Below are 25,632 nucleotides of genomic sequence, written 5' to 3'. Positions count from 1 at the left end.
TCAGCACGCGTAAGTGCAGGAGAGATGCCTAACATGACGGAAGAACATTCCGGGGACAGCGCCTCGGCGTTCCTTCTGCCGTGGCTGCAGAGGTTGGGAAGCTACGCTGGCCCGGACACGCTGCTCCACTTCACGCCGTCCGCTGGCAACAGCATTGACCTCACCCACGCACACCCTTCTGGGCTGGCGCAGCTTCTGGCTGGTCGGCGGACCAGGCTGTCCACGCTGCTGCGTGATCCGGCCCAGTATGCCCAGGCCATGAAGGCGGCCAAGGCCCTGCGTGCCCGTATCTACGAACTTGGAAGCGAACGAGGGATTGACGTTGGTTACCTTGCAGCGGGGACCGCAAGTTGGAGGGCGCAGGGCGACGACGGTCGTTCCGAGACGCTGACTGCTCCAGTGCTGCTCACCGCCGTGGCGCTGACTGTTCACTCATCACGGGATGATTATGAGCTTCAGCTCACGGAGCAGGCCCGGCTCAATCCGGCGCTGGGCAGGTACCTGCATGATCAGGAGCATTTGCCGGTCGATGCTGCCGTGTTGTCCTCTTTGGCCTATGGCACCGCGCGCTTTGATCCCCATCCGGTCCTGGAGCGGTTGCGTGCGCTGACGGCCAATGTGCGCGGGATGAACATTGAGCACCACCTGCTGATCTCCACGTTCGCAGATCTCGGGGATGTGGGCCACGATCCCGCTGTGACGCCCAAGCATCCTGTGCTCGAAGCTCTGATGAAGTCAGCCGTCGACGGCGACGTGGGCGAAGGTGCGCCAGTCAACCCTGCGCCTGTGAACAGTACGGTGCTGGACCACCTGCACCCTTCCGAGGAGATGCTCGTCAAGGACGCCGATGCCGCGCAGCAGCAGGTACTGAACCGGATTTCCGCCGGAGAGTCCCTCGTGGTGTCAGCGCCGCCTGGAAGCGGGCAGACACAAACGGCTATCAACGCGATTGCTGCTCTGGCGCATCAGGGCAAGAGTGTGTTGGTCGCAGCGGAGCGCCGCGGCACCGTGAACCAGTTCGTTCAGGAACTGGACGAACTGAACCTGGGGTCCTTGGTCCTCCAGCTGCATGCGAACATCAGCGATCAGCAGCTCAGGGACCAATTGATCCGGGCCATAGTCCGCAATGAGAAGGCAACAGAACCACACCTGGACAGCCTGCACAGCAATCTGGTGGAGAACCGCCATAAGCTGCAAGATCATGTGAAGTCGCTCCATAATGTGCGGAGCCGCTGGGGCTGCTCTCCGTATCAGGCCATGCAGTCGCTGGCCGAGCTGACCTCGCTGAACCCGGCGCCGTCCACAGCAGTGCGGCTCAAACGCAGTGTGTTGGACAGCATCACGGATCGCAGCGAGGTAACGGGTCGCTTGCGCCGAGCCGCTGAATTGGGAAGTTTTTCCAAGGCCGCCACGCAGAGCCCCTGGTATGGCGCACAACTGCACAACAGGGCGGATACCCAGACCGCTCACGGCCTCGCAATGGGCCTTACCGATGATATTCCGCGCCTTCAGACAGAGCTCCGTACGGTCGCTGAGCATTCCCAGATTGAACTTGGTAACACGTTCGCTGAATGGGGAGAGCAGCTGGATCTCCTGGTCGCTGTGCGGGGAAGCCTTGACAAGTTCACCCCGGATATTTTTGATCGGCCGGTCACAGATCTGATTTCCGCGACGGCGAGCTCAGGGTGGCGCAAGGAACGCGGCATCGAGATGAGCTCCATGACACGGTCCCGGCTGCGGAGAGTGGCCAAGGAATACGTTCGGCCAGGGGTCCACATAACGGACCTCCACCATTCGCTGCTGCTGGTGCAACAGCAGCGCACCTCGTGGACTCGGTATGCCACCACGCAGCGTCATCCCTCGGTGCCAACTGGTCTTGCTGAGCTCAACAACTTCCACCAGACCGTCCAGCGCAAACTAGAGGAGCTTGCGGACACCCTTGCCAAGCCCCAGGACAGTGTTGGCCCTCTGGAATTGATGCCCGTCCAGGACTTGGTGAGGCATCTGAGCAATCTGTCTGGGGACAAAGACACCCTGGCCACGTTGCCTGAGCGCACTCTGCTGCTGGATGAAATGCGTGAGCATGGGCTCGGTGAGCTGCTCGATGATTTGGCCGAGCGAGAAGTTGGCTATCGGCAGGTAGGCGGGGAACTCGAGCTGGCGTGGTGGCAGTCCGCGCTGGAAGCAATGATCAGCGGCGATGACTACTTGGCCATGTCCGACGGCGAGAGCCTCCGCCGGCTTGAGGCGGAATACCGTTTGGCTGACAACGCACACATTGCCTCGGGCAGTTCCCGTCTGCGGTGGGGCCTGGCAGAGCGCTGGCGAACGGCCATTGGCCAACGGCAGTCGGAGGCGGCCAGCCTTCGTGAGCTATTGAAAGCCGGCTCAGTGAGCCTCGGTTCCCTGAGCTCGCTGCCCGAAGAACTGGTTTCCGCACTGATGCCCGTCTGGGCAGCCAGCCCGCTGATGCTCTCCACTATCCTTCCTGCCGACAAGCGCTTTGATGCGGTTCTTTTGCTCGACGCCGAGTCCATGTCGTTGCAGTCGGCGGTTCCGGCGATCGGTCGTGCAACGCAGGTCATCGCTTTCGGCGATGGTCAGCTGGGCGCACCGCAGCCGTTCAACGTGGGGGCGGACACCGGCGACGCGAAGACGCAGGGCAGCGAGCTGGTCAGCGTCTTCACGGCGTTGACCCGGGTTCTGCCCATCGAGGGTCTCTCGGAGATCTACCGGGGCGTAGACAAAAAACTCGTGGAATCACTAAGCTCCGCGTTCTACGGTGGCAGACTCTCGCGACTACCTGAAGCGCGTTCACTGGACCAGAGTGCGTCCGCTGTTGTTGCAGAGTACATCCCTGGTGGAACCGGTATGCCCAGCTCTGAGCACGGTGGTGTTGAAAGCGTTGCGGCGGAAGTGAACCGCGTTGTGGATCTTGTTTTCGAACACGTGAGGCGCCGCCCCGGCCAGTCGCTAGCGGTCATCACGGCAAGTGCACGGCATGCAGCACGAGTTGCAGAGGCCATCAGGCTCTATCTTGCCGACTACCCCTGGGCCGCCGATTTCTTTCAGCCGAGCAAAGATTCCTTCAGGGTGGTGCCCGTTGAACGGGCAGCGGGACTTGTTCGTGACAACATCATTTTCTCCCTCGGGTATGGTCGCACGCCGCATGGCCGCGCACTACATAACTTTGGTCCGTTGTCCGAGCCGGATGGACGCGGCCGTTTCTTGACGGCCATGACGCGCGCCCGTCACGGGTTGCACATACTCAGCTGCTTCCGCCCGGAGGACCTCGATCCGTCGAGGCTGGAATTTGGCGCCCACGACTTCTACGAGCTGCTGGCCTCGCGGCTCGGCGACGCCGTCGAGGACAGGCCGGAGTCTTCGTCGGGCAGTGGCGCGCAGGACGCAGCGGACACGCCCGCCAGCGTGCTGGATGATGATCCTTTGGTGGCAGACCTGGTGGACAGGCTTGCAGCCCGCGGAGCACGCATCTGGGACACCTTTGAGGGGGAACTGGATATCGCTGCGACATCCGGTGCACTCACCGCTGAGCCCAACGGCGACCGACCTCCCATTGCCATCGAGTCTGACGGAACCGAACGGTACCGGCAGATGTCCGTGCGTGAACGCTCACGCCTACGCCCGCAGCTGCTCGAGCGGCTGGGGTGGAGAGCCATGCCACTGTGGACCATCGAGGTCTTCACGGATCCGGAGGCGTGTGCTGATCTGGTGGGTACCTACCTGGGACTTGAACCACGTCCCTCCGACGGGGTGCCAGTCGAGTCATTGGACGAATCAGAACAGAGGCCATCCGAAGAGCAGGTGCCGGTGGAGGATGATTCCGTGAAGGAATCGGATCACCGGGTCCCAGACAAGGACGCCGTGACAGAGAGCCCGGAGGACCCGGTGGAGCCGAACGAGGAACAGTCCACAGCTGAGTCAGCAGAGAGTGTTCTGCCGACCCTTGGAGCCACTGACAGCCCGCAGGCTTGGGGAGACAGGGAAGAGGACCGCGATTCGTGGCTGCGCGAACAGCGTCCTCCACACTGGGGCTGAACCCGGCCTGCTGACCGTTCCGGCGAATCACTTGTTCGTTCTGTTGTGGTCCCGATCAGTCGGTGGCGGATGTGAGCACCAGGTGCACCTTCCCGGAGCTTGAGGCCCCCGCGAGGGCGGTAGATTGTTCCGGGGTCGCAGCGATGACCACGAGCCCACCCGCGCTTCCGCTTGACTGCGGCCAAGCGCCAGCAGAACTTTGATCCCCAGCAACCCACAGCACAGCCACGTGGTTGGCAATAACAGTGTTCGTTGAGTCCACCTCGTAGCCGTTGCCGGTGCTATGCACGACGTCAACGAGTTGACCCGGGGCGAGTAATTCCAGCACTGATGGGTCGGCGGGCCGAACAGGTACGGCTACTGTTCCAGGGGCAGTTCCTGTCAGCAGTCCCGGCCCCACCAGTGAGGTGGATTCCACCGTGCTTCCCTTGACCAGGGGAGTGGCCAGCTGTTCACCTATCAGTTCCTCCGGGTCGGCGAAAGCGGTAGCAACGGCGGAACCAGTGGGCACTTCATCAACGGTGAGGTGGGAGGCATTGAGCACGACGCCGGCTGGCAGGTCTGTACCTGCAACCACTGCCAGTGTTCTCTGTCCATCGGCCGGAATGAGCTGTTGAACGGTCAGACCGGCCGCAGCACACATCAGCAGCATCGCGAGCAGACGGCGGCGACGAAAGAGGAAGCGTCGGAGCCGGTTGGCTAATGAGTAGCGGGACGGGGTTCGCTTGGAAAGGGCCATGCCCTCGACGCTAGATGCCAGTGGTCGGACGCCTTAGCGACTGAAGCGGCTATGTGCGCAATGGCGCGGCACAGCAGAGTTGTGGAGGATAAGTGGTGGTGCCGAGGGGTCAGTTGGAGGCTGCAGACTGCGCGGGTTTTGACGAGGAGCTGCTCGAGGAGTCGCTGGTGGACGATGCTCCCGACGGAGTCTTCTTGGACTTGTCTGTGCTCGTCGACGAGGACGAGGAATCTGAAGAACCAGAGGCGGGGGAAGAGGTGCTCGAGGTATCGCGGGAGTCATTGCGGTAGAAGCCCGATCCCTTGAAAACCACGCCGACGCTGTTGAACTTCTTGCGCAGGACGCCACCGCATTCGGGGCATACGGTCAGGGAGTCCTCGGAAAAGGACTGAAGAATATCAAAGGCATGCGTGCATTCTTTGCAGGCATAAGCGTATGTGGGCACCAGTGGATTCTACTACGTCAGCGTGAGAACCATGAAAATTCGGTGGGGGTGAGAACTCCGTCGATGGTCATGTCGTGGGGATCGCACTCAAACGTTCCCGGTTCCACGACCTCGTGGGTATGAACCACCCCCACGGTTGCCGGTCTGTTCGGTTCCAGATACAGGCTGGCCAGGAAACGGTCGTAATAGCCACCTCCGTGGCCCATCCGGTTACCTCTCCGATCCAGGACCAGAGCTGGTACCAGCACCAGTTTCAGGGGAGGCAGATCGTCGAATTCCAGACGAGGACCCACGGGTTCGCTGACCCACGAACGCGGGCTTGGGGCCATCTCCACATCTAACCCCCAACGGGTCCAGCTCAGCTTGTACCCGGGTTCACAGACAGGAACGACGACGTCGTACCCCCTTGCTGCAAGTAGTTCCATCAGGTGGGCTGTGCCGGGCTCCGCGCCGACGGAAAGATACCCTGCAATAGTGCCCGGAGCGCCGTCGTACAGCTCCTCGAGCAGTGGCTCTGCCTGATGTGCCAGAGCATATGCAGCGTCCTGCTGCTCAGCCCTGCTCAACTCCGACCGGAGGGAACGGAACTGTTTGCGGGTCTGGTCCTTGTCAGGTCCGGCGGCATGCTCAGATGGTGCTGTGGCTTTGTCCATGATGACATTGTGCCAAGTAGAGGGCGGGCTTGTGGTGATAACGAAATCAGCACGGTCGCTTACACATCCAAGTGAGCGTTCTGTAGGGTGTTGCCATGACCAACGAAAAGCGCGTAACCAAAGCCGTGATCCCCGTTGCCGGTCTGGGCACCAGGTTCCTTCCGGCCACCAAGGCCATGCCCAAGGAAATGCTTCCTGTGGTGGACAAACCCGCCATCCAGTACGTTGTGGAAGAGGCAGTCAAATCCGGCCTGCACAATATGCTGATGATCACTGGCCGGAACAAGCGTTCCCTCGAAGATCATTTTGATCGCGTTCCGTTCATTGAACAGACCCTCGAGAAAAAGGGTGACACCGAGAAGCTCGCCGCTGTGCGCCAGCCAACGGAACTCGGCGACATCCACTATCTGCGTCAGGGAGACCCCAAGGGCTTGGGACACGCTGTGCTTCGCGCCAAGCAGCATGTGGATAATGAACCCTTTGCCGTTCTCCTGGGTGATGACCTAATCGACGAGAACGAGGACCTGCTCACCCAGATGATCGATGTCCAACAACGCACCGGAGGTTCTGTCGTCGGTCTGATCGAGGTGGACCCGTCGCAGATCAGTTCGTACGGTTGCGCGGACATCGAAACAGTTGACGGCGAGTCGTACGTCAAGGTCAAGCAGATGGTGGAAAAGCCGTCCGTTGAGGAAGCCCCCTCGAATCTGGCCATGATCGGCCGCTACGTGTTGCACCCCCGTGTTTTTGACGTCCTTGAGAAAACGGGCCCGGGCCGCGGCGGAGAAATCCAGCTCACCGACGCCCTTCAGACTCTCGCTGCGGCAGACGGCGAAGGCGCCGGGGTCTACGGCGTGGTGTTTAGGGGGCGACGCTACGACACTGGAGACAAGCTCAGCTACCTGCAAGCCGTCATGACCATTGCTTCAGAACGCAAGGACATCGGCCCCGAGCTCAGGACCTGGCTCAAAGAATTTACAGCCGGTCTGGACGACTAACCCCATGGGTGAGCCCGGCTATGATGCGTGGCCGGTCAGCCTGGTGTGCGGTGATCTGATTCTTCGGCCCATCCGGTATCGGGACCACACAGAGTGGGCCTCGGTGCGCAGTAGAAATGTGTCCTGGCTCTCCCCTTGGGAGGCAACGAACCCGTCTCCCGGCGGGAGGCTGCCAACGTTCCGAGAAATGGTCCGAGCGTTGAATGCCCAGGCGCGGTCCTTAGCCGGATTGCCGTTTGTCATTGAGGAGAGGCGTCCCCTGCTCAAGCGGCCAGTGATCATCGGTCAGCTGACCGTATCGACGATCGTTTGGGGCTCGGCGATGAACGCCACGCTTGGTTACTGGGTGGATAAGGATGTTGCCGGGCGTGGCGTGGCTCCTACCGCGGTTGCCATGGCTACCGATCACTGCTTCAACGTGCTGGGTCTACACCGGGTGGAGATTAACATCCGACCGGAAAATGTGGCGAGTCTGCGGGTCGTGGAAAAGCTCGGATTCCGGTTCGAGGGACTACGGCCAAAGCTGCTGCACATCAACGGGCAATGGGCGGATCACCGAAGTTACGCGCTGACGCGAGATGAAGTACCGGACGGGCTGCTGAAGCTCTGGCTCGAGCAACGCTCGGAAAAGAAATAATCAGGCTTCACACCCGACACACCGCACCCAATACCGATGCGCGAACTCAAAGAGTCCTACGGTTTGAATGTGGACCAATCACTCGTCCACAACGAACCAATCCACCGGTGCAGAAGGGAACAGCGCAGCCAATGCAGCCAGCACTGAAAATCCGATACGGACGTACAGCTCTGGCTCTTGTTGGTGCCGGGGCGGTATGTGCTGCCTTTGGCCTGGCGATCGCCAGTGTGTTCGGTGCTGTTTCCGGCTTCGCGCCTCTTATCGCCCTCGCCGTCGCCGCTGGTTCGGTCGTGATTCTCCGGTCGTTGGCTGTTCGCGATCGTCGTGCCCGGATAAATGCCGCCTTCCGAGATGCCATGTATTCGTCACCGTCGCAGCAGGAAGCGCCGGTCCCCGCGCAGCCTGAGGAACCTACGCAGCTTTTCGACGCTGAGGATTGCCTGAAGTCGCCAGACGTCCAGCCATTATCGTCAGCTGAACTTCGCCTCGCCGCTCTGGAAGTGGCCGCAGCTGCAGGAGATATTGTGCCGGCGAGTGGAACCACGTGGGAACCGGTTGCGGTCCCCACTCCGGTCTATGTGCAGGCTCCAAAGGCCGCACGTCCGGCCCCGGAGCCGCTGAGACTTCCGGAAACGCCAAAGGCTGAGGGCAAGGCCACCATGAAGCAAGCCGCCTCAGAGCATCGTGCTTCCGCCCAGAGCGTTGCCGATGATCCCCAGCCGACAACCGGCCGCATCAACCTCGACGACGTTCTGCAGCGCCGCCGGGCCTGATCACACTGCCGCGGTCGTGACCATGCGTAATACTGGTGTTCCGTCGTCGTCGTTTAGCTCGAGCGCCACGGTGATGGCTGTGCATTCCGACAGCGAGCCAGCGTGTGTCCCACCACAGGGAATGCGGGCCGATCCTGTGGGTAAAGTGCAGACCCAGTAACGGCGGTCCGTCAACAGGTCCCCGTCGCGTTCGATGGCCACTCTCGCCCCCGAATCAACCCAGGACGCCAGGGTCTCGTTGGTCGAGGACTGCACCGCCCCGACGTCGAGCTCCTGCGTCAAAAACCCCTTGCGTCGAAGTGACTTGCCCATCCGGTAGATATCCAGGGACCCGTACTCCGTGATGGTTGAACTACTGATAGCAAGGGCATCGAAGTCGGGCTCGCCCAGCGCGTCCAGGCGGGGCTCTTTCTTCCATAGAGCGCTCATTGCCTGGTTGAGGGCTAGCGAGGCGGCGTGACAAGCGGTGTGACCGGCCGATAGGGATCGCCGGCGAGCTTCGTCGATAACCACGCTTACGGTGCTGCCCTCGGCCGGCGGTGCGCCGTCCACCACGTGCGCCACCACAAAGCTCCAGCCTTCAGTGCCTTTGGCCACCGGAATGTCATGACCCAGGAAGAGCTGTTTCCCGTCGGTAGCGGCCACGACGCAGTCCACGAGAGGCAGCTCGCGTCCATCAACCACCAGATGACCGTGATCCGGTCCCTGATCCGGCCAGCCGGCATCAACCGGATGCGCTGGAGTGGAATCAAGGACGACGACGGCGGTTCCGTCATGCCGAGATTCAGCATGGAGGACAACTCCATCGCCTCGTGTTGCGCCGGCGGCGTAGGTAACTCGCGTGTCCTGGGTGGGCAGGGTCATGATGCCTCTTTCCGTGGTCAGGTGTGCTGCGAAGGCTTACTTGTTTTCTGGGTTGTCGGCGATTTTTGCTGCCTCGGCCCGAGCTGCTTCAGCCTCTTGTGGCCGGCCCAGCTGATCGAGTGCCTCCGATATGGCTGTCCAAGCGGCCACGCGTAGACCCAAGTCTTCTTTCATATGGCTAATAGCGTTCCGCAGGATCGCCTCGGCCTCGGTGGCCTGATGCTGGGATAGGAGCACTTGGCCGGCCAGCAGCTCGGCGTTCCCGGCAGCTGAATAATCTCCGGCCTCGGAGAACATATCCGCAGCCTCCAGCGCGCAAGCGATCGCTTCGACATGGCGCTTCAACGCAAAAAGCGCACGAGCTCTCGAGTCTGTGAAGTCAGCAACAAGCCAGGGCGTATTGAGTTTTCTTGACAGTTCGATAGCCTCATCGAGCTCCACGAGCCCCAGCGCGTCACCGGATTCACACCGTGCGTAACCATAGGTGTGAAGGGCCTGGGGGAGGGCTAGCGGATTGATCTCTTCGCGCCGTGCAGCAACTACGGCGGCCTCGAAGGACGTGAGGGCTGAGTCCAGGCGGCCGCCCTTGGCCAAGAGCGTCCCCATGGACAGCAGAATCTGAGCTTGTTCGGCGAACTGCCCCGCAGCTTCGAAGAGTCCGGCGGATTCCTCCCACGTTGCCAGCGCCTCGTCCTCGAGTCCGGTGTGGCGTTGGGCGTGGCCCAGACCGGAGAGGGCGTTGGCCAGCTGCTCCGGTGCGCTTCCGCGTACACTCATGAGCCGCTGAGCGTCCGTGAGGTTGGAAATTGCGCCCGCGAATTCCTCTGACTGAAGCAGCGCATTGCCCAGGTTGAGTCGCAGGATTGGCAGCGTGGGGTGCTCGTCTCGTTCGGCCTCATCTGCTGCTATGCGCAGGGCAAGAGCCGCGTCGGAGGCCTCATTGAGTTCCAGGAGTTCCTGCCCGGCGGTGGCCGCTGCTGCGATCGCCCCCTGCCGTATGCCTGCACCCTGGTAGATCTCCAGAGCCGAGATCGCGTCGTCGACGGCGCCCAAAGCGCGCGACGGCGTTCCGAAACCCGTCCGCGCACGGAGCATGAGCATGGAGGCATGGATGGTTGGTGTGGCAGGCAATTCCAGTGCCCGGCCTATGACCTCCACAGCCCGGTCCTCGTCCCCCAGAGCCATCAGGCTGCCGGAAAGGTACATGAGGGCGGCGGCCTCGCCGTCGTCGTTGCCATCCTGTTGGTAGTAGTTCGCGGCGGAACGCATGAGGATGGTTGCCTCGAGGTGTGATGCCCCGGAGGCGTGCGCGGCGCCGACGGCGAAGGAGAGGTCCCCCAGGATTGCTGGCGGAGCATCAGCGGCTGTCTGCGCATCAAGTTCTTTGACCAGAGTGGGTAGCTCTTCCACTGTTGCTTCGCGGAAGAGCATCAGGCCGAGCCTGCCTTCGACGTCGTGCTGGACATCTCTGCCCATGGTGGTCAGGAGTTGCAGCCGCTGATCGAGGTATTCCTTCGCTTTTTCGCTCTCCTCCTCACCGGTGTGGAGGGAGATCAAGAAAGCCAGTACCCGCAGGCGCAGGTCACTGGATGGTTCCTGTACGTGCAGCGCTTCACGTGCCGATGCGATTGCCTCCGTTGGGCGGTCGGCGAACGCAAGTTCGTACCCTCGGTGAAGGTAGTCCAGTGGGGTGGCCGGCTCGTGCTGATTGCCATCCCCAGCTAGCAATGCTTCGAGCCGGTCGGTGCGGTATCCGGAATCGGCCATGTTCATAGTCTTATCCGGCCATGCCCGCTGGAGCAAACCAGTTGCGACTGGTCATGGGCCGCCGGCGAGTTTCCGGAGCAGGGGTTCGGTCCTGTAGGGGATGTGTTCATGGAGGACCAGGACCGTCTCAGAGCGGATAACGCCCTTGATCCGGAGGATGGCTCGTAGCACCGTCTGCAGGTTGGGTGTGTCGGAGGCTACCACCCGGCACCAGACATCGCCGCGGCCAGAAATTTCATGGACCTCCAGAACTTGGGCGAGTGTCCGCAGTGAGGAGATGACGCCGTCGAGTTCCCGGTGGACAACTTCGAGGGTGACGAAGGCAGTGACGTCATATTCGAGGGTCGCCAGATCCAGCTCTCGTCCGCCATTGCGGAGGGCTCCCGCTCTCAGCAACCGACGGATACGTGCTTGGGCAGTGTTCCTGGCCACACCAAGCAGTTCGCTCAGCTCCCCGATCTGTGACCGCGGGTCACGCACGAGTTCCAGCAACAGCTTTAGGTCGAGGGAGTCGAGTTTGCTCATGACGATCACTCCAGATTAGTTGTGAGTACTCAGATTGATCACTGTGCTCAATTTACTCACACAGAACCGATCCATTGATAGAAACCAGTCACCATAGAAAAGAATACCCGCGACATCTGGAAAGTGAGCTGCAGTGACGGTCATCAGTGAACTGCGCATGCGTCCCGTGATCGCCAACCGGTGGGGCTGGGATGCATCCGTAACGGTCAGGCTCGTCCTTGCCGGGCTGGTCTTTTCCGTGCTGCTCATTGGAGCAAATCTCGCGACGCCGATTTATCCGCTTCTGCAGGCAAAGCTTGGACTGAGCGCATTCGACGTCACGGTTGCGTTCTCAACCTACGTCCTTGCCCTCATTGCCGGATTGCTGCTGATGGGTCACTGGTCCGATCACATGGGCCGTCGGGCGGCCCTGGTCGTTGCCGTATTCGTCGGGATCATCGGCGGATTGGTCTTTTCGATGGCAGATGGTCTCCTGACGCTCTCGTTGGGCCGGGCGCTTCAGGGTGCGTCGGTTGCATTGGCAACGGGTGCCAGCTCTGCTGCCCTACGTGAGATGCTCCCGCACCGGCCGGAGTGGGCTTCCCGCTTCACGCTGCTGGCTTCGGCGGGTGGCGTCGCTGCTGGGCCGGTGATCGGCGGCCTGCTGAGTATTCTTCCGGACCCCACGCGCGTCCCCTTTCAACTGCATGTGGCGGTCCTGGTCCTCATGTTGATTCCGTTGCTCGCGCTAAAGGCTCGTCCTGCCATCAGCCCCGCCATGGACGGTCCTATGAAGGCGCTGAAGCCCCGTGTACCGACTGTCTCCAAAGAGGCAGGTTCCACCTTTTGGATGGCGTCAATCATCGGCTTCCTGAGCTTCTCGGTATTCGGCTTCACGTTGAGTCTGGCACCGACGTATTTTGCGGAGATTGCCCATGCCAGCTCACCCGCATCTGTAGGGATTCTCGCTGCAATCGTGCTCATGGCTTCGGCAGTGAGTCAGCTCATCGCCATGCGCGGCCGCTTCGTAGTCCCAGTTGGCCTCTGCTTCATGGCCGCGGGTGTGGCGCTCATACCGGTAGCCGGGATGCTTGGAAGCCTGCCCCTGCTCATCGGCGCGTGCATCGCTGCGGGGTCCGGTCAGGGCTTCGCATTCAGGGTTGCCTTCAACGACGTGGCGCTCAAGGTAGAAAGCTCCCGTCACGCCCAGATCATCAGCATGCTCTACGTCATCACGTACCTGGGCAGCGCGCTGCCGGTCCTGGGCCTCGGTATGGCTGCGGGCATCTGGGGTTTGCCAGCGTCGGTGGCTTTCTTCTCTGGCGCCATTGCCCTCGCCTGCCTCCTGCTGGCCGGGGTAGCACTTCGCCGAGTCCCATGACGTTGCAGACGTGCGCAGGGCAAAACGCCCGATAGACTCCCTTGCAGGAAGTACCACCGCCGTCGACGGAAGGTCAACGCCATGCCAGGTCCCGGAGCCATGATTGAATTTCGCAACGTCACCAAGGCCTACGGCTCAGGAATTCCGGCCGTCGGAAATTTGAGCATGGATGTGGGCAGGGGAGAGATCACCGTCTTTGTTGGCCCCTCCGGTTGTGGCAAAACAACGTCACTTCGGATGATTAACCGTATGGTGGATCCCACCTCAGGAACTATCCTCGTGGACGGGCAGGACATTTCCGCCCAAGAGCCTTCCCAGCTGCGACGATCCATGGGATACGTCATGCAGTCTTCTGGGCTTCTGCCTCACCGGAGTGTCGTGGACAATATCGCCACAGTGCCCCGCCTCAACGGAGTCTCGCGTAACAGTGCCCGGCAACGCGCGCAGGAACTGCTGGAGATCGTGGGGCTGTCCCCGGAACTCGGGAAGCGCTATCCAGGGCAATTATCGGGTGGACAGCAACAGCGCGTAGGCGTTGCACGCGCACTTGCTGCCGATCCACCGATCCTGCTGATGGACGAACCCTTCAGCGCCGTGGACCCAGTGGTCCGGGCAGAGCTGCAGCATGAACTGTTGCGCTTGCAGCAAGATCTCTCAAAGACCATTGTCTTCGTCACTCACGACATCGACGAAGCGGTCACGCTGGGGGACAAGGTAGCAGTGTTCGACGTCGGTGGACGCCTCGCTCAGTACGCCTCTCCGGAAGAGATCCTGAGAGCACCGGTGGACAGTTTTGTGGCCGGTTTTGTGGGTCGGGATCGTGGGTTCCGACATTTGGGATTTCAGGACGGAGACAATGTTCCGCTCCACGAGGTACCCACCATCGCCGTGGACGAACTGGCGGATAGCACGATCACCGTCGGGGAGGGATGGACCCTGGCGGTCGACGCCGAGAGCCGGCCCCAGGGCTGGGTGCCACAAGCCGAGCGGGACTCCATTCACTCTATGGAGGGGCTCGTTCCGGGTGGTTCGCTGTACCGCAGGGGTGACACGTTGAGACAAGCGTTGGACGCCGGCTTGTCATCGCCGTCGGGTAGGGGAGTGGCGGTCGACGACGACGGCCGGGTTGCCGGCGTCGTGCATCCAGCTGAAATTCTGGAATTGATCGACGCGGCGCGCCTCGAGCGTGCCCGGGCCATTCACCACACGGCGGTCTGACATGGACTGGTTTCTCACCAACATCGACTACGTCCTGGAACTGACAGGACTACACCTGTACCAGTCTGTGCTCCCATTGGTGCTCAGCGTGATCGTTGCGGTTCCCCTGGCCCAGCTTGCACGGACTAACCGGGCCGTAGGAGCGCTGATACTTGGAGCGTCCTCGCTGCTCTATACCATCCCGTCGCTGGCACTCTTTGTTCTGCTACCCATTCTGCTGGGTACCAGGGTCCTGGATATGGTCAACGTTATTGTTGCACTCACCATTTATGCCGTGGCTCTGCTGGTCCGCTCAACCGCAGACGCCCTCGGGTCAGTGGATGAAAACGTCCGGCAGGCTGCGACGGCCATGGGCTACAAACCATTGCGGCGCTTCCTCACGGTGGATCTGCCGCTATCGATTCCCGTGTTGATTGCCGGGTTGCGCGTCATCTCAGTCAGTAACATCTCCCTCGTCAGTGTGGGAGCGCTCATCGGCATCTCGAGCCTCGGCACCCTGTTCACCGATGGGCTGAACCGCTCCTTCGTCACAGAAATTGTCGTCGGCATCGTCATGACGCTGCTGCTCGCCCTCATCATGGATCTGCTATTGGTCCTCCTTGAACGAATGCTCACGCCATGGACCCGACCCAGAATCCCGCGCCGGGATTCCACGGTCACTGTCGGAGGGCCCGCCTGATGGACTATTCATCGAACAGCGTTGTGGTCCAGATCTTCGAATGGCTCACCAACCCGGTCAACTGGTCCGGCCCCGCCGGGATCCCCACCCGCACCGTCGAACACCTTGGTTATACCGGGCTGACTATCCTCATTGCCGCAGCGATCGCAGTGCCCGTCGGGCTTTTCGTGGGCCACACGGGGAAGGGACGAGTGGTCATCGTTGCGCTCGCGGGCATCCTGCGTGCTCTTCCTACCCTCGGTGTACTGATCCTGTTCGTCCTGCTGGCCGGGATTGGTCTCATGCCGCCCATCTGGTCACTGGTTCTCCTGGCAGTCCCGCCTATCCTTGCGGGAGTCTATGCTGGCATCTCGTCAGTGAACGAGAACGTCGTTGATGCAGCCAGAAGTATGGGCATGACCGAATTACAGGTACTTTTCCGGGTGGAACTTCCTAACGGACTTCAGGTGATTCTTGGTGGTTTTCGCGCCGCCGTCCTGCAGGTCATCGCCACCGCCGCTATTGTTGCTTATATCAACCTCGGTGGCCTCGGCAAGTACTTGATTGACGGATCGCAACTCAGCGACGGCGGCCAGCTTTTTGGTGGCGCAGTAGTCATCGCCGTGCTCGCGGCCCTCGTGGACCTTCTGATGATGGTGATCCAACGTAGTGCAACCCCACGGGGTCTTAGAACAATTCGCCGTCCGGCGGAACAAAAAGGGGCTGCACGCCAACTGGCGGACAGCGTACAGGGAGGAAGCGCATGAGAGAGAACACATCATTGTTTTCGGGCCGGAAGCGAACCATCGCGGCAATGTCGGGTTTGGCGTTAACGTTCGCTTTGACCGCATGCGGCGCAAGCGGGGATCCGCTGGACGAAGGATCAGGCAGCGACGGTGAAACCTCAGGTCCCGTCGTCGTCGGATCCGCTGACTTCCCTGAAAGCCAGACCATTGCCGAGATCTACGCTGGTGCACTTGAATCCGCCGGGGTGGAATCGAGCACGAAGCTGAATATCGGTTCCCGAGAGATTTACTATGAGGCGCTGCAGGACGGCTCCATTGACATCATTCCCGAATACACCGGAAACCTGTTGCTCTTCGCCAACGCTAATACTGAGGCCTCCAGCGCATCCGAGATCCTGGAAGCACTTCCGAAGGCCCTTAAGGAGAAGTCTCCTGATGTGAACCTTGGCGTTCTTGAGCCAGCGGAGGCGCAGAATAAGGACTCGCTCGTTGTCACCCAGGCCACGGCGGAAAAGTATGACTTGAAGTCCATTGAGGACCTGAGTGAAGTGTGCGACGAGTTGGTTTTCGCGGCTCCGAGCACCTTTGCGGAGCGCGCGTACGGTCTGCCAGGGCTGAAAGAAACCTACGACTGCGTCCCCAAGAGCTTCGAGGGAATCAACGATGGAGGCGGCGCAGTAACGCTGGATGCCTTGTTAGCCGACAAGGTGCAGGTAGCTGATATCTACACAACCACTCCTGCCATTGAAGAAAACTCGTTGGTAGTCCTTGAGGACCCCAAGAACAACTTCCTGGCGCAGCAGGTAGTACCGCTGGTGAACAAGGAAGCACTCGGTGACAAGGGTGTTGAGGTCCTGAATGAGGTTTCTTCCAAGCTCACCACCGAGGATTTGATGAAGCTCAACAGCGCAGTCAGCGGCGATGCGAAGCAAAGCCCTGAAGCTGCTGCAGCTGATTGGCTGAAGGAGAACGGCTTCACCGAATAAATCATCGGCGATATATTGGGAACAGGCATCCGTCATTTCGCGGGTGCCTGTTTCTGGCTGTGGCATGCTGGATAAATGCCAGAGTTCACACAGTCAAACAAGCTTCGTAACGTCCTCTACGACATCAGGGGCCCTGTCCTGGAGCAGGCGCAGCGGATGGAAGCAGAGGGCCACCGCATCCTCAAGCTCAACATTGGCAACCCCGCGCCGTTTGGATTCGATGCACCGGATTCGATCCTGGTGGACATGATCCGGAATCTTCCCAATGCTCAGGGCTACAGCGATTCGCGGGGAATCTATTCCGCGCGTACCGCCGTGGTTCAGTACTACCAGAGCCGCGGCTTGCTGAACTACGACGTCGACGACGTTTACCTCGGCAATGGCGTCAGTGAACTCATCACGCTGTCCCTGCAGGCCTTGCTGAACGACGGCGACGAGATTTTGGTACCCACCCCTGATTACCCCTTGTGGACAGCATCGGTGAGCCTGGCCGGAGGAACAGCCGTCCATTATCTGTGCGATGAAGAACAGCATTGGTGGCCTGACGTCGAGGACATCGAATCGAAGATCACGCCCAACACCAAGGGCATTGTCTTGATCAATCCCAACAATCCCACGGGCGCTGTCTATCCAGAATCAGTGATTCGCAGGATCGTTGACCTCGCACGGAAACATGGACTCATAGTTTTCGCCGATGAGATCTACGAGAAGATTCTTTACGAGGACGCCGTTCACATTCATGCGGCCGCTCTGACAGGAAATGACGTGCTGTGCCTGACGTTCAGCGGTCTGTCCAAGGCCTATCGAATTGCGGGCTACCGCAGCGGTTGGATGGCTATCTCGGGCCCTAAAAGTGACGCCGAGGATTACATCAAGGGCATCAACCTGTTGGCCAATATGCGCATGTGCGCCAACGTCCCAGCCCAGCACGCTATCCAAACAGCGCTCGGCGGTCATCAGAGCATCGAGGATCTGATCCTGCCTGGCGGCCGGCTCAAGGCGCAACGGGACAGGGCCCACGAGATGCTGAATGCCATTCCCGGCGTGAGCTGTGAGCAAGCGCAGGGCGCCCTCTATCTCTTTCCGCGTCTTGACCCTGAGGTGTATCCGATCAAGAACGACGAACTTTTTGCGCTGGATCTGCTCAAGCAACAGAAAATACTGATCTCGCACGGAACGGCGTTCAACTGGATCCGTCCTGATCACTTCCGGATGGTGACGCTGCCATCGGTAGAGGTGATCGAGTCAGCCGTGTCCCGGTTGGCCGTGTTCTTGGCAGCCTACAAACCGCAGTAGCCTACTCGTTGCTGTCCTTCCGTGCGCGGGCGGCATCTAGGCGCGTGCGGGCTCCCTCGAGCCAGGACTCACAACGCGCGGCGAGGGCTTCACCACGTTCCCAGAGCGACAGCGAATCTTCAAGGCTTGCGCCGCCTGTCTCGAGCTTCCCAACGACGGCTACCAGCTCTTCTCGCGCTTGCTCATAGGACATACCGGCAATATCCGGGTTGGATGCGTCCTCGGTTGATGCTGTCTCGTTCATAGTTTCTCCCGACCCCGTTAAGTGGTTTCTCGTCATGATGATGTTGCCTGCAATTCTCCGCGGGCCAGCCTGATCCTTAGTGCAGCTGATGCGCCCACTTCCTCGGGGGAGCGGACTACGCTGCCGTCCTTCAACTGCACCACGGCATATCCCCGGTCCAAGGTGTTCTGGGGCGAAAGCGATCTTACCTGCGTCCTGAAGTGGTTGATCCGGTCCAGATCGCGGGTCACAGCTGTGGCAACGGAGTGGTGCGCCCGGTCGGACCATCGGGAAACGTCCTCGTGACGCACCTGGATCATGCCCTCGGGGTTTGCCAGCGCTGGCCGGCTATGCACCGCGGCAAGGCGTTCACTCTCTCTGGCTAGCAAGCGGTCGATGCAGCGGTCAAGCTGTTCCTGCGCCTGATGGACCCGTTGGAGTTCCTCCGCAACATCCGGAACGGTCCGTTTAGCAGCATCAGTAGGTGTGGAAGCTCGTAGGTCCGCGACGTCGTCGAGCAGCGGGCGGTCAGCTTCGTGACCGATGGCGCTGACCACGGGTGTGGTGGCCGCGGAAACAGCCCGGATCAGATCTTCGTTGCTGAACGGTAGAAGATCCTCCATGGAGCCTCCGCCGCGGGCGATAATGATGACATCGACGTCCGGATGGCCGTCCAGTTCTTGAAGCGCATCCATGACCTGACGCACGGCATGAACACCCTGTACAGCTACTTCTCGGACCTCGAACTCAACTGAGGGCCAACGCAGGGTCGCGTTGCGCAGCACGTCCTTCATGGCGTCTGACCCGCGGCCAGTGATAAGGCCGATGCGTTGGGGAAGTAGTGGCAGTACAAGTTTCCGGTGCTTAGCGAAGAGTCCTTCAGCGGCCAGTGCCTGCCTGAGCCGTTCTAGCCGCGCCAGGAGGTCTCCCAACCCTACTGGGCGGATGTCCCGTGTCTGCATCGAAAGACGGCCGGTTTTCACCCAGAAGTCGGCCTTGAGGTGAGCGACGACCCGGCTGCCCTGCTCGAGCGGTGCATCCAGACGGTCCAGCGCGGCCCGCCAGACGGTCAGCGGCAGGGACACCTCCGCATCCGTATCCCGGAGGGTAATAAAACTGACATTGGCACGACGGTTGAATTCAATGATCTGGCCCTCGACCCAGGCCGCCGGTGCACGTTCAATGTGTGCCTTCAGCTTGTCGGAGAGTAGGTGCAGAGGCCATGGATTCTCCGGCGTTGTTTCCGCAGCAGTAGCCGCAAGGGTCTGCGGTTGGGCGTTCCCCGCCGTGTCCGTTGGTTCGGGCGTCTGTGATGGATCCATACTGATTCTTCACCTGGTGTCCGTGGGAGTTCAATGTCAGGTTTATGTCTATCAGCTTCCACCCCCAAAATGCCCACCGGGACCGTGTACTGTGCAGGAGAAGTCAACGCAAAGGATCCCCATGCGAACCCTGTTATCTGCGCTTTTCGCCATTATTGCCATAGTGCTCACGCCCATTGCGGTGACCGCTGCCTGGATGGATCAACAGGTCGTTTCAGAACAGGGCTTCGTCGAACTTGCAGGGCCATTGGGGGAGGACCAGGATTTTCAGTCCTCCCTGGCAGAGGCACTCAGTGAGCATCTGAGCACCCAAACGGGGCTGCCACCCGAACTCAATGCTCTGGTGAAACCGGTTATCGCAGAAACTGTTCAGTCGGTATCAACACTTCCTGATTACCCAGAGGCATGGGATGAGTCGCTGCGACGCTCCCATCAGATGATATTTGGCGATCAGTCCTCGGTTGCGGAGTCCGGGCAAGATGGCGGCGCTGAAGGCACAGCGACCGATGACGGGTTGACCCTGGATATTGGGCCCATTGTGTCTCTCGCCGTGAGCAGCTTCTCAGAGACCATCGGGGCCGATGTTGATGCGCCGGGAGCGGTGCCTGTGGAAGTCGGTACGGGCGCTGAACAAGAACTCGTCCAACGCCTTGAACGCGTGGCGTCTGTAGGGCTGCCCATCGCTGTCGTGGCGGGAGTTTTCGCCATCGCAGCTCTCCTGGTGGCACGGGTTCGTTCAACAACACTGTCGCTTATGGGCCTCGGAGTGGCGGTCGGGGGAGCAGCGCTATGGCTGCTGATGGAGAACTATCGAGCCTTTGTACCGGACCAGAGTGATGGCGCGGAGATTGCCCGCCTGTTTCGTGATTCCTTGCTGGCGCGGGCGGCGGACGACTTCTCGGCCTGGTCTGTGTTTCTCGCGGCCGGCGGCACTGCGGTCTTCGTGATCGGGATTCTCGTTCGGGCTGCTACCCGTCGCGACGGGACGGCCTAGGATGCTCCATCGATCAGTTCGGGTGAGCTGAGCAGTCGGGGAGTGGTCTCCAAGGCCGCGGGTGCCACAGTTTCTCGCAAACCGGTGGGATCGAGCTCGTTGATCTTCCTGGCCGTGGGCATCACTCGGGACTCCAGCGTTCCCACGAACGCGTTGTATTTCTCCACCGAGGACTTGAGTGAATTGCCGAGTTTCGACACATGGTCGCCCATGGTCCCTAGACGGTTGTAGAGCTGCGTTGAGAGGTCAAAGAGCTCCTTCGCGTTTTCTGTGAGGACATCCTGACGCCAACTGAACGCGACTGCCTTCAACACTGCCAGTAGCGTCACCGGTGAAGCCAGAGCAACATTTTTGGTGAACGCATAGTCCAGCAGACCCGGGTCTGCCTGGAGCGCAGCCGATAGGAATGATTCCGCTGGGATGAAACAGACAACGAGTTCAGGAGAGTTTGGCGCACCTTCCCAGTATTTGCGTGCTGCCAGCGCGTCAACGTGTGCCCGGACGGCTTTGGCGTGTTCTTTCAGTAGGGCAGCTTGCTCCCGTGCTTCCTTCTCGGTGCCATTCACGGATGCTTCACCAGCGCGGAGGTAGGCTGAAAGCGGTACCTTAGCGTCTAGGACCATGCACTTGGATCCGGGCAGATTGATAACCATGTCCGGACGTCCGCCGTCATGTTCTGTCAGGGTTACCTGCTCCGCAAAGTCGACTCGGTTGAGCATGCCGCAGGTCTCAACCACGCGCCGCAGCTGTGCTTCCCCCCACGTGCCCCGAACCGCGTTGTTCCTTAGGGCTGCTGACAACGACTGCGTAGTGGTCAGCAGCTGCTCGTCCGTGCGACGTGACAGTCGGAGGGCCTCCGTAAGGTGCCCAAACTGTTCCACTCGGTCCCGTTCCAACACAGAGACCTGCTGTTGCACGTGTCCAAGCTTTTCTGCCACGGGTGCCAGCGCTTTCAGCACCGAGCCAGATTCGTCGCCCTGTCTCGTCAGGCGGTGATTGTGCTCTTTGAGCAAACGATTCTCCGCCTCCGACGCCGCAAGTTGCTGGCGGACCTCGGAAAGCCGGGAGACGGCGTCGTCGGCTTCCGATTCCAGCGGTCGGATGCGCCGTCCAGCAAACCAGGCGGCCACGGCAAGGCCAATGGCAGCACCGGCAAGACAGGTCAGGATTGCCAAGACAACAGTAAATGCGTTCATGCTGGCAAGCCTGACATGCGGCGGTGACATTTAGGACGTGGCGTTCGGTAGGATGGTGGACCGTGGCTCTTACTATAGGCATCGTCGGACTGCCCAACGTCGGCAAATCAACTCTGTTCAACGCGCTGACGCGCAACCAGGTTCTGGCAGCAAACTACCCGTTTGCCACCATTGAGCCCAATATCGGGGTCGTCAGTCTGCCCGATCCTCGTCTGGCACGGCTGGCCGAGGTATTCAGTTCCCAGCGCATCCTGCCGGCGACGGTCTCGTTTGTCGACATTGCCGGGATCGTCCGTGGCGCCTCAGAGGGTGAGGGGCTCGGGAACCAGTTCCTAGCGAACATCCGTGAAGCAGAGGCGATTGTCCAGGTGGTCCGTGTCTTTGACGATCCCGACGTCATCCACGTCGACGGCAAAGTGGATCCGGGATCAGACATGGAGACCATTAATACCGAGCTGATCCTCGCCGATCTCCAGACTCTGGAAAAGGCGATTCCGCGCATCGAAAAAGAAGTGAAGATCAAGAAGCGTGACGCCTCGGAACTCACGGCACTTCAGGCCGCTCTCGCCGTGCTTGAACGCGGAGACACGGTCTATTCGTCCATCAAGAGCGACAAACTCGAGATGGAGCACCTGAAGGAGCTCGGCCTGCTGACGGCCAAGCCGTTCATCTTTGTTTTCAACGCCGACGAAGGAATTCTGGGCAGTACCGAAAAACAGGAGGAACTGCGCGAGCTCGTTGCGCCCGCCGACTGCATCTTCCTAGACGCGAAGCTGGAATCGGACCTCGTTGAGCTGGACGAGGAAGAAGCCCGCGAAATGCTCGAAATGAACGGGCAGGACGAGTCTGGCCTGGACCAGTTGGCGCGGGTTGGCTTCCACACTCTCGGCTTGCAGACCTACTTGACGGCCGGGCCCAAAGAAACTCGCGCCTGGACGATCCACCGCGGAGACACAGCCCCGCAGGCCGCTGGGGTCATCCACTCGGATTTCCAGCGCGGCTTCATCAAGGCAGAGGTAGTGTCCTTCGATGACCTCATGGAGGCCGGCTCAATGGCTACAGCCAAGTCCCGAGGCAAGGTCCGTATTGAAGGCAAAGAGTATGTCATGGTCGACGGCGACGTGGTGGAGTTCCGCTTTAACGTGTAGAGCCTCAGCTGGGATCAGTGGAGGCGATTATGCCGCTGCGGGGCTGCGAAAACGGTCGTGACTTCTGGAGCGTACAGCACTGAGTCGGGGGCCCGGTCGGTCAGTCCTTCAAACCCCGCTGCAGCTAGCAGCCCATCATCCAGATACACCAGCTCAGCATGCTGGAGCGGCCAGGGATCGTGATAGTTGCGGCAGTAGATTGTGTGACCGAGGTGATTCTCGTGAAAACCCCAGCGCGCGGTCAAGAACGTTGAAATCGGATCGACCCTGACCGCAGCATTTGCTGCTGAATCTTGGCTTGGGCGCACGATGAAGTGGGAAGCTGCGTCGGGCTGACCATGGCGCCTGGTTCGGTAGGCGACTTTGCCATCCCGTTGTGCCAGCTTCATCGAAGCCCACTGATATTTCAGGCCGAATGCCGCTCGCGCAACAAGCACAGGGATAAGATGTGACGCCTCTAAACTGAGGAAAACAACCCCTCGATGACCGTGTTCGTCAATCGAATAGAGGCGAACGTTGACCTCAGGGAAGTTGCCGAGCCACGGGATGCTTGGGCTGCCAAAGAAGGAACTCTTAGACATCTGAAATGCTATGAGCCCCACCCATGTGCTCCCGTTGATCACGTCGGGAGAGCAACCCGGTGGCATGTGCGGCTCGACGATACTCGGATCGACGTTCCAGTGCAGAAACGTCACTTCACTCCATCGCTGCCGCAAAATAGCGGTACTTCCTAGCGGTGGAGAGTGTATGGGCGATACACAGGAGTTCACTTTAAGTTTCTCAGCCACCAATCTTGAGTCGCATGCAGGCTCTGTGTCCCGCATATCGTCGCACGTAAACGTCAGCAGGCTTAACGCTAGGGAAGCCTAGATTCTGCAGCAGGACCGGAGTCGGTAGGTTTCATCTCGATAACAACCGTGTTTTAGACCCGCTTTAAGTACCCCAAAGTGACGAACACCACTTAGGCTTCTAGGCATGTGAGACACGCCACTATCCATGGCGGTCGGTTCCTGGCCAGATCGTCCGGAATTATCACTACACGAATAAATAGGAGGCGGAATGCGTTTCGGACGTACTTCCAAAGCAGTGGGAGTTGCAGCAGTTGCTGCACTCGCACTGAGCGCTTGTGCTGCAAACACAGGCACAGAAGACGGCGGCAATGGCGGCGGTGAAGAGAGCGGCGGTGAAGTTCGCGTAGTTGAGGTGAACGCGTTCAGCTCGTTCAACCCGGACACGGCCAAGGGCAATGTCGACATCAACAGCAAGATCGAATACGCAACGCATTCGGACTTCAACTACATCAGCAACGATCTCGAAATCGTCAAGAACGAGAAGTTCGGTAAGTATGAAGTCCTCTCCGAGGATCCGCTGACGGTCAAGTACACCGTCAACGAGGGCGTGAAGTGGTCCGATGGTGAGGCCATCGACGCTGGCGACCTGATGTTGAACTGGGCTGTCATGTCCGGCCACTTCAACGATGCCAAAACGGACAAAGAAGGCGAAGTCGTCTCCGGCGCCAACTACTTCGACTATGCAGGTGATACCTCAGGCCTCGGACTGACAGACGTCCCGGAAATCGGGGAGGACGGCCGTTCCATCACGCTCGTCTACGAAAAGCCCTTCGCTGATTGGGAAATCTCCTTCGGCATTGGAATGCCCGCGCATGTTGTAGCCACTCAGGGTGGTCTCGCTGACGAGGATGCGCTCATTGAACTCCTCCAGTCGGCACCTGAGGGCGACCCAGAGAAGCCCCAGGAGCGTCCCGACCTGAAGAAGGTCGCGGAATTCTGGAATACCGGCTTTGACACGAAGGCGCTTCCGAGTGATCCCTCCCTCTACCTTTCCAGTGGTCCGTTTGTTGTCAAGGACATTGTCCCTGAACAGTCGATGACCATGGTTCGTAATGAGGACTACGACTGGGGTCCCATGCCCAAGATCGATGAGATCACGGTCAAATACATCGGTGAAGCTCCGGCACAGGTTCAGGCTCTGGACAACGGCGAGGTCGACATCATCGCACCGCAGGCGTCCGCAGACACGATTGAGCAGCTGGAAGCGCTGGATGGCATCACGGTCGAGAAGGGCAATCAGCTCTCCTATGATCACGTGGACCTGAACTTCACAGGCCCGTTCGAAGACAAGGACGTGCGTGAGGCATTCATGCTGACGATTCCTCGTCAGGCTATCTTCGACGCCATTATCAAGCCGCTCAACCCTGAGGGTGCGCCGCTGGACTCGCAGCTGTTCCTGCCGGAACAGGATGCGTATGCGGAAGCCGTCAAGGTCAACGGGTCGGAGAACTTCCAAGAGGTCGACATCGAGGCTGCCAAGAAGCTCCTCAATGGTAAGACCCCCGAAATCAAGATCTTGTACAGCAATGCCAACCCCAACCGCGTAGATTCCTACACGCTGATGGCAGCTTCGGCGGCCAAGGCTGGCTTCAAGGTTGTTGACGGCGGTCTCGGCGGTTCCGACTGGGGCCCAGCGCTGGGTACGGGAACCTATGATGCTGCTCTCTTCGGTTGGATCAACTCCGGCGTCGGCGTGACCGGCGTTCCACAGTTGTTCAGCACCGACGGTGGTGGCAACTACAGCGGGTTCTCCAACGCGGAGGTGGATAAGCTTTCAGATCAGTTGATCCTCGAGACTGACCCTGAAAAGCAGAGTGAGATACAGATTCAGATCGACAAGATTCTCTGGGACTCCATGTACGGACTGCCGCTCTTCCAGCCGGTTGGCGTGGACGCTTACAGCGATCGCATCGAAGGCGTGAAGTACATGCCTAACCAGACCGGTGTCTGGTGGAACTTCTGGGAATGGTCCGTCAAGAAGTAACGGAACGCAGTTCCTTCACAGCCTGAAGGCGCCAAGACCGAAGCTGTGGTCTTGGCGCCTTTGGCGTGAAAAAATAACGAACGTAAGTGATTGGCACTTGCCAAATTCCCACGAGTGGTGAGCTGGATTACACTCTTGGCATATCAACGGGCGACCCCCGGACCCCAACATTCGAGGCTTGAAAGCAACT

Annotated in this window: 23 protein-coding genes and 1 pseudogene; 14 read left to right on the top strand and 10 right to left on the bottom strand. The window is 60.0% G+C overall.

Annotated elements, in window-relative coordinates; translation table 11 throughout:
- The first annotated feature begins 33 nt into the window (after nt 1-33).
- The gene (locus JOE65_RS12260) at nt 34-4,059 is read left to right on the top strand and encodes a DUF4011 domain-containing protein (protein ID WP_239536709.1); all 4,026 of its coding nucleotides are present in this window, start codon (nt 34-36) and stop codon (nt 4,057-4,059) included.
- 55 nt (nt 4,060-4,114) lie between these two features.
- On the opposite strand, the gene cpaB is transcribed toward JOE65_RS12260, so the two are convergent.
- Entirely contained in the window at nt 4,115-4,798 is a 684-nt protein-coding gene (gene cpaB / locus JOE65_RS12255) for a Flp pilus assembly protein CpaB (RefSeq protein WP_205163459.1), read from the bottom strand.
- A 92-nt stretch (nt 4,799-4,890) separates the two neighbouring features.
- Here cpaB and JOE65_RS15540 point away from each other — a divergent pair, with 92 nt between their 5' ends.
- Nucleotides 4,891-5,088 (top strand): hypothetical protein, encoded by a 198-nt coding sequence (locus JOE65_RS15540; protein ID WP_338021687.1) that lies wholly within the window; start codon nt 4,891-4,893, stop codon nt 5,086-5,088.
- Nucleotides 5,089-5,102: 14 nt separating this feature from the next.
- On the opposite strand, the pseudogene JOE65_RS15535 reads toward JOE65_RS15540, so the two are convergent.
- Together JOE65_RS15535 and JOE65_RS12245 are read right to left on the bottom strand one after the other, a co-directional pair.
- Nucleotides 5,103-5,243 (bottom strand): annotated as a pseudogene (locus JOE65_RS15535) (FmdB family zinc ribbon protein); the annotation flags it as partial.
- Between the two features lie 17 nt (nt 5,244-5,260).
- Complete coding sequence (locus JOE65_RS12245) at nt 5,261-5,896, bottom strand: 5-formyltetrahydrofolate cyclo-ligase (protein WP_205163457.1); 636 nt, start codon at nt 5,894-5,896, stop codon at nt 5,261-5,263.
- 95 nt (nt 5,897-5,991) lie between these two features.
- Here JOE65_RS12245 and galU point away from each other — a divergent pair, with 95 nt between their 5' ends.
- The 3 genes from galU (at nt 5,992) to JOE65_RS12230 (ending at nt 8,304) form a co-directional block, all read left to right on the top strand.
- Entirely contained in the window at nt 5,992-6,894 is a 903-nt protein-coding gene (gene galU / locus JOE65_RS12240) for a UTP--glucose-1-phosphate uridylyltransferase GalU (RefSeq protein WP_205163456.1), read from the top strand.
- Between the two features lie 4 nt (nt 6,895-6,898).
- Entirely contained in the window at nt 6,899-7,531 is a 633-nt protein-coding gene (locus JOE65_RS12235; protein ID WP_205163455.1) for a GNAT family N-acetyltransferase, read from the top strand.
- 107 nt (nt 7,532-7,638) lie between these two features.
- Complete coding sequence (locus JOE65_RS12230) at nt 7,639-8,304, top strand: YidH family protein (RefSeq protein WP_205163454.1); 666 nt, start codon at nt 7,639-7,641, stop codon at nt 8,302-8,304.
- Here JOE65_RS12230 and JOE65_RS12225 read toward each other — a convergent pair whose 3' ends face one another.
- The 3 genes from JOE65_RS12225 to JOE65_RS12215 are packed head-to-tail and all read right to left on the bottom strand — an operon-like array spanning nt 8,305 to nt 11,460.
- A complete protein-coding gene (locus tag JOE65_RS12225) occupies nt 8,305-9,168 on the bottom strand; it encodes an alanyl-tRNA editing protein (RefSeq protein ID WP_205163453.1) in 864 nt (287 codons plus the stop codon).
- Nucleotides 9,169-9,204: 36 nt separating this feature from the next.
- Nucleotides 9,205-10,935 (bottom strand): tetratricopeptide repeat protein, encoded by a 1,731-nt coding sequence (locus tag JOE65_RS12220; protein WP_205163452.1) that lies wholly within the window; start codon nt 10,933-10,935, stop codon nt 9,205-9,207.
- A gap of 51 nt (nt 10,936-10,986) precedes the next feature.
- Complete coding sequence (locus JOE65_RS12215; protein ID WP_205163451.1) at nt 10,987-11,460, bottom strand: Lrp/AsnC family transcriptional regulator; 474 nt, start codon at nt 11,458-11,460, stop codon at nt 10,987-10,989.
- Between the two features lie 133 nt (nt 11,461-11,593).
- On the opposite strand from JOE65_RS12215, the gene JOE65_RS12210 reads away from it, so the two are divergent.
- The 6 genes from JOE65_RS12210 to JOE65_RS12185 all read left to right on the top strand — a co-directional run bounded on the left by JOE65_RS12210 (nt 11,594) and on the right by JOE65_RS12185 (nt 17,724).
- Entirely contained in the window at nt 11,594-12,820 is a 1,227-nt protein-coding gene (locus JOE65_RS12210) for an MFS transporter (protein WP_205163450.1), read from the top strand.
- A gap of 99 nt (nt 12,821-12,919) precedes the next feature.
- Complete coding sequence (locus JOE65_RS12205; RefSeq protein WP_205163449.1) at nt 12,920-14,038, top strand: ABC transporter ATP-binding protein; 1,119 nt, start codon at nt 12,920-12,922, stop codon at nt 14,036-14,038.
- A gap of 1 nt (nt 14,039) precedes the next feature.
- Nucleotides 14,040-14,717, top strand: coding sequence for an ABC transporter permease (locus JOE65_RS12200; RefSeq protein ID WP_205163448.1), 678 nt, complete (start codon nt 14,040-14,042; stop codon nt 14,715-14,717).
- Complete coding sequence (locus JOE65_RS12195; RefSeq protein ID WP_205163447.1) at nt 14,717-15,463, top strand: ABC transporter permease; 747 nt, start codon at nt 14,717-14,719, stop codon at nt 15,461-15,463. Before JOE65_RS12200 ends, JOE65_RS12195 begins: the two co-directional genes overlap by 1 nt.
- Nucleotides 15,460-16,428: an ABC transporter substrate-binding protein gene (locus JOE65_RS12190; RefSeq protein WP_205163446.1), complete on the top strand. Its 969-nt coding sequence runs from the start codon at nt 15,460-15,462 to the stop codon at nt 16,426-16,428. Before JOE65_RS12195 ends, JOE65_RS12190 begins: the two co-directional genes overlap by 4 nt.
- A 75-nt stretch (nt 16,429-16,503) precedes the next feature.
- Nucleotides 16,504-17,724 (top strand): pyridoxal phosphate-dependent aminotransferase, encoded by a 1,221-nt coding sequence (locus JOE65_RS12185; RefSeq protein WP_205163445.1) that lies wholly within the window; start codon nt 16,504-16,506, stop codon nt 17,722-17,724.
- 1 nt (nt 17,725) lies between these two features.
- On the opposite strand, the gene JOE65_RS12180 is transcribed toward JOE65_RS12185, so the two are convergent.
- Together JOE65_RS12180 and xseA are read right to left on the bottom strand one after the other, a co-directional pair.
- The gene (locus JOE65_RS12180; protein ID WP_205163444.1) at nt 17,726-17,968 is read right to left on the bottom strand and encodes an exodeoxyribonuclease VII small subunit; all 243 of its coding nucleotides are present in this window, start codon (nt 17,966-17,968) and stop codon (nt 17,726-17,728) included.
- 32 nt (nt 17,969-18,000) lie between these two features.
- On the bottom strand, nt 18,001-19,269 hold the full coding sequence (gene xseA, locus JOE65_RS12175) for an exodeoxyribonuclease VII large subunit (RefSeq protein ID WP_205163443.1): 1,269 nt from the start codon (nt 19,267-19,269) through the stop codon (nt 18,001-18,003).
- A 121-nt stretch (nt 19,270-19,390) separates the two neighbouring features.
- On the opposite strand from xseA, the gene JOE65_RS12170 reads away from it, so the two are divergent.
- Nucleotides 19,391-20,263 carry a hypothetical protein gene (locus JOE65_RS12170; RefSeq protein WP_205163442.1) on the top strand — a complete coding sequence of 291 codons (873 nt, stop codon included), beginning with the start codon at nt 19,391-19,393 and terminating at the stop codon, nt 20,261-20,263.
- Here the strand turns inward: JOE65_RS12170 and JOE65_RS12165 are convergent.
- Entirely contained in the window at nt 20,260-21,459 is a 1,200-nt protein-coding gene (locus tag JOE65_RS12165) for a DNA recombination protein RmuC (RefSeq protein WP_205163441.1), read from the bottom strand. The genes JOE65_RS12170 and JOE65_RS12165 overlap by 4 nt on opposite strands.
- Nucleotides 21,460-21,521: 62 nt before the next feature.
- Between JOE65_RS12165 and ychF the strand changes: the two genes are divergently transcribed.
- A complete protein-coding gene (gene ychF, locus JOE65_RS12160; RefSeq protein WP_205163440.1) occupies nt 21,522-22,607 on the top strand; it encodes a redox-regulated ATPase YchF in 1,086 nt (361 codons plus the stop codon).
- A gap of 14 nt (nt 22,608-22,621) precedes the next feature.
- On the opposite strand, the gene JOE65_RS12155 is transcribed toward ychF, so the two are convergent.
- Complete coding sequence (locus JOE65_RS12155) at nt 22,622-23,431, bottom strand: YqjF family protein (protein ID WP_205163439.1); 810 nt, start codon at nt 23,429-23,431, stop codon at nt 22,622-22,624.
- 235 nt (nt 23,432-23,666) lie between these two features.
- On the opposite strand from JOE65_RS12155, the gene JOE65_RS12150 reads away from it, so the two are divergent.
- Entirely contained in the window at nt 23,667-25,442 is a 1,776-nt protein-coding gene (locus JOE65_RS12150) for an ABC transporter family substrate-binding protein (protein WP_205163438.1), read from the top strand.
- The last annotated feature ends 190 nt before the right edge of the window (nt 25,443-25,632 follow it).

The organism is Arthrobacter roseus, from assembly GCF_016907875.1.
Lineage (GTDB): Bacteria > Actinomycetota > Actinomycetes > Actinomycetales > Micrococcaceae > Arthrobacter_J > Arthrobacter_J roseus.
Note: the sequence above shows the minus strand (reverse complement) of the source record. Positions and strands in the feature narration are given on the sequence as shown.

Coding starts and splice junctions, on each gene's coding strand:
- xseA (WP_205163443.1), bottom strand. CDS start 19,269: ATGGATCCATCACAGACGCCCGAACCAACGGACACGGCGGGGAACGCC.
- JOE65_RS12165 (WP_205163441.1), bottom strand. CDS start 21,459: ATGAACGCATTTACTGTTGTCTTGGCAATCCTGACCTGTCTTGCCGGT.
- JOE65_RS12190 (WP_205163446.1), top strand. CDS start 15,460: ATGAGAGAGAACACATCATTGTTTTCGGGCCGGAAGCGAACCATCGCG.
- JOE65_RS12195 (WP_205163447.1), top strand. CDS start 14,717: ATGGACTATTCATCGAACAGCGTTGTGGTCCAGATCTTCGAATGGCTC.
- JOE65_RS12205 (WP_205163449.1), top strand. CDS start 12,920: ATGATTGAATTTCGCAACGTCACCAAGGCCTACGGCTCAGGAATTCCG.
- galU (WP_205163456.1), top strand. CDS start 5,992: ATGACCAACGAAAAGCGCGTAACCAAAGCCGTGATCCCCGTTGCCGGT.
- cpaB (WP_205163459.1), bottom strand. CDS start 4,798: ATGGCCCTTTCCAAGCGAACCCCGTCCCGCTACTCATTAGCCAACCGG.
- JOE65_RS12220 (WP_205163452.1), bottom strand. CDS start 10,935: ATGGCCGATTCCGGATACCGCACCGACCGGCTCGAAGCATTGCTAGCT.
- JOE65_RS12185 (WP_205163445.1), top strand. CDS start 16,504: ATGCCAGAGTTCACACAGTCAAACAAGCTTCGTAACGTCCTCTACGAC.
- JOE65_RS12235 (WP_205163455.1), top strand. CDS start 6,899: ATGGGTGAGCCCGGCTATGATGCGTGGCCGGTCAGCCTGGTGTGCGGT.
- JOE65_RS12225 (WP_205163453.1), bottom strand. CDS start 9,168: ATGACCCTGCCCACCCAGGACACGCGAGTTACCTACGCCGCCGGCGCA.
- JOE65_RS12215 (WP_205163451.1), bottom strand. CDS start 11,460: ATGAGCAAACTCGACTCCCTCGACCTAAAGCTGTTGCTGGAACTCGTG.
- JOE65_RS12200 (WP_205163448.1), top strand. CDS start 14,040: ATGGACTGGTTTCTCACCAACATCGACTACGTCCTGGAACTGACAGGA.
- JOE65_RS12170 (WP_205163442.1), top strand. CDS start 19,391: ATGCGAACCCTGTTATCTGCGCTTTTCGCCATTATTGCCATAGTGCTC.
- JOE65_RS12245 (WP_205163457.1), bottom strand. CDS start 5,896: ATGGACAAAGCCACAGCACCATCTGAGCATGCCGCCGGACCTGACAAG.
- JOE65_RS12150 (WP_205163438.1), top strand. CDS start 23,667: ATGCGTTTCGGACGTACTTCCAAAGCAGTGGGAGTTGCAGCAGTTGCT.
- JOE65_RS12180 (WP_205163444.1), bottom strand. CDS start 17,968: ATGAACGAGACAGCATCAACCGAGGACGCATCCAACCCGGATATTGCC.
- JOE65_RS12155 (WP_205163439.1), bottom strand. CDS start 23,431: ATGCGGGACACAGAGCCTGCATGCGACTCAAGATTGGTGGCTGAGAAA.
- JOE65_RS12260 (WP_239536709.1), top strand. CDS start 34: ATGACGGAAGAACATTCCGGGGACAGCGCCTCGGCGTTCCTTCTGCCG.